This window comes from Zoogloea oryzae, assembly GCF_030161255.1.
GTDB lineage: Bacteria > Pseudomonadota > Gammaproteobacteria > Burkholderiales > Rhodocyclaceae > Zoogloea > Zoogloea oryzae.
The window spans coordinates 1-2437 of the sequence record NZ_BSPX01000163.1 but is presented as its reverse complement, the minus strand read 5'-3'; the positions used below and the strand labels follow the sequence as shown (position 1 = coordinate 2437).

The window sequence follows — 2437 nt, the reverse complement described above, 5'->3', positions numbered from 1 at the left end:
CATGTATAAGTGCTGAAATAGGAGTAGGCCCCTCCATGGCATCAGGTAACCATACATGAAGGGGGAATTGTGCGGATTTAGCCACCGCCCCAAGAAATAATAAAGAGGCACAAAAAGTAAGGAAAAACAAATGAACATCATTATTATCAATCAAATGATTGACTATTTCGAACATATCTCGAAATTCAAAACTCCCTGTTATCCAATAAAGACCTAAGATTCCTAATAATAAACCGAAATCACCTACACGATTAGTGACAAAGGCTTTTTGACAAGCATTTGCCGCAAGAGGCCGTGTGAACCAAAAACCTATCAATAGATATGAACACATTCCAACTAATTCCCAAAAAAAGTAAATTTCTATTAAATTGGAACTAGTAACTAAGCCCAGCATGGAAGTATTAGAAAAACTCATATAAGCAAAAAATCTTAAATATCTATCATCATGAGACATATAATTGTCACTATAAATAAGAACCATTATCCCAACAGTAGTGATTAATATTGACATAATAGAAGTAAGTGGATCGATAAAATAGCCCAACTCTAAAGAAAAATCACTGTTGATGGTCCAAGACCCTACATATTGATAAATAGGACTGTCTTTTATTTGCTGAATCGACAGATCTATTGCAAAAATCATAACAATAGCTAGTAATAAAACAGTAGAAAATGACCACACACGAGGCATATTTTTTGTTGCGGTCGGAACAAGAAGAAGTCCTACTCCTATTGCTATAGGGACTGGAAGTGGAATGAAAGGTATGATCCACGCATATTGATATGTATGTTCCATTATAAAACTCTACTTTTTAGTATTATTAATTTAGGCCAATTCGCCAGTTCTATATATATTTTACACAAGATATATAGAACTGGCGAATTGGCCTAAATACTTATTATCAACTAGGAGGAGCGGCCTCGACGTGCTCCTTCTTTGTGTCCTTAGGGATAAAAAGCTCTCGCTTAATAGGTAACGAATTTGGGCTCCTGTATTGAATGTATTGAATATCACGTCCCCAAGGTGTATAAATTTAAATTCAAACGCTGCCACTCGCTTTTCAGAGCGATGTTCCACAACAGGGTCGGCAAAAAGGAATAGATAGGCTGGTCCTATCGTACATGTAGTGAGCAACCCGAAGACTAGCCCTACCACAACGTTGGAACTAATGATTCTCTGTGCTAACCCTATTAGTGATCCTAATATCTTGGACTTTATGTTCAAAGTCATATGCGATTACCTCCATTATAGATTGGATTGGGATTGGGACAAAAAATAGAATAACATTTAGATCTGGTTAATAAATCTCCTCTCGATTGAGTAAAATGAACAGCTTTGAAAAAGGGTAGATGGGGGGTATCCAAAAGCAATATAGTCCGGTTTACCCCGTAGAACTTACAAGTTAAGCAGAACCACAATAGATCATAGATCTATTGGCATCGGATACACAGTCATGAGTCACTTTCCTTATAGCTTCCTTGGTTTTCTTTGTTTCAACTCTTTAATAAAACTTGATTCTATATAAATCGAAATGGGGCGTGGCCAAGTGGTAAGGCAACGAGTTTTGGTCCCGGGACTCGAGGGTTCGAATCCTTCTGCCCCAGAACGATTTGTTTAACAATCTCCTATATCGATTCATATAAATGAAGATTCTTTCAGTACGTGATTATTCAGTATCATTCGATTGTCGCACAAAAAAGCTTTTTGAATTTCCGGTAGCCAGCGATTTCGCTAAAGAAAAAGCTTTTAACGCGGCCCAATAAGCTTTTTTTTTCCAAACATTTTTACGAATACGCTTTTTTGAGCTAGAAGTACGCTTCTTGGGAACTGCCATTCAAAAATCAGAAGTTACTTTTTGTTAAAGTTGTATGTGCAAGACATATTTTGTTAAAAACGGATCCTTTTCATTATTATATACAACTACAATATGGATACGTATAACGATTTTTTTTCATTAATATTAATATGGATACGTATAAAAAGATTATTAATTAATCTGATGAATCAAAAATGATAAATAATACATTGCGGAGACAGGATTTGAACCCTGGACCTGAATTTGATGATCTTTGCGAGATACTACTCTATAGATATTACCCCCCATTCTCGACAATTGAATAATAAGGGGGTATTATAATTTTGAGCAAGCCGCTGTGGTGAAATTGGTAGACACGCTACTTTTAGGAAGCAGTGCGAGAGCATCTCGGTTCGAGTCCGAGTGGCGGCATTTTTGAAACAAGAGTATATATATATAATAATAATATACAACAGTATTCAATTATTATGTATATGTCACATGCATACGTGGCTCTTCCTATCCGTTTTCACGCGCGATTAGAGCTACTCAATCGGTCAACCCCCCCTTTTTTGGTCTTATCCCTGCTTCCCCGACTGAGCTGGATTATATCCTTAATCCTTAGATTTTCCTTTCTTTCT

2 protein-coding genes and 2 tRNA genes are annotated in these 2437 nt (G+C 36.5%); 2 read left to right on the top strand and 2 right to left on the bottom strand.

Going from position 1 to position 2437, the window contains the following annotated elements:
- Positions 1-796 (bottom strand): proton-conducting transporter transmembrane domain-containing protein (locus QQK25_RS24570; RefSeq protein ID WP_284189998.1); only part of this gene is annotated, 796 nt, incomplete at its 3' end.
- A gap of 737 nt (positions 797-1533) precedes the next feature.
- Here QQK25_RS24570 and QQK25_RS24565 point away from each other — a divergent pair.
- A tRNA-Gln gene (locus QQK25_RS24565) sits at positions 1534-1605 on the top strand.
- A gap of 62 nt (positions 1606-1667) precedes the next feature.
- Here QQK25_RS24565 and QQK25_RS24560 read toward each other — a convergent pair.
- On the bottom strand, positions 1668-1835 hold the full coding sequence (locus QQK25_RS24560; RefSeq protein WP_284189997.1) for a 50S ribosomal protein L32: 168 nt from the start codon (positions 1833-1835) through the stop codon (positions 1668-1670).
- Positions 1836-2148: 313 nt separating this feature from the next.
- Here QQK25_RS24560 and QQK25_RS24555 point away from each other — a divergent pair.
- Positions 2149-2228: transfer RNA gene (locus tag QQK25_RS24555), tRNA-Leu, on the top strand.
- Positions 2229-2437: the final 209 nt, after the last annotated feature.

Bases quoted from the DNA above. Each gene is read 5' to 3' on its own strand.
- QQK25_RS24560 (WP_284189997.1), bottom strand. From the start codon at position 1,835: ATGGCAGTTCCCAAGAAGCGTACTTCTAGCTCAAAAAAGCGTATTCGT.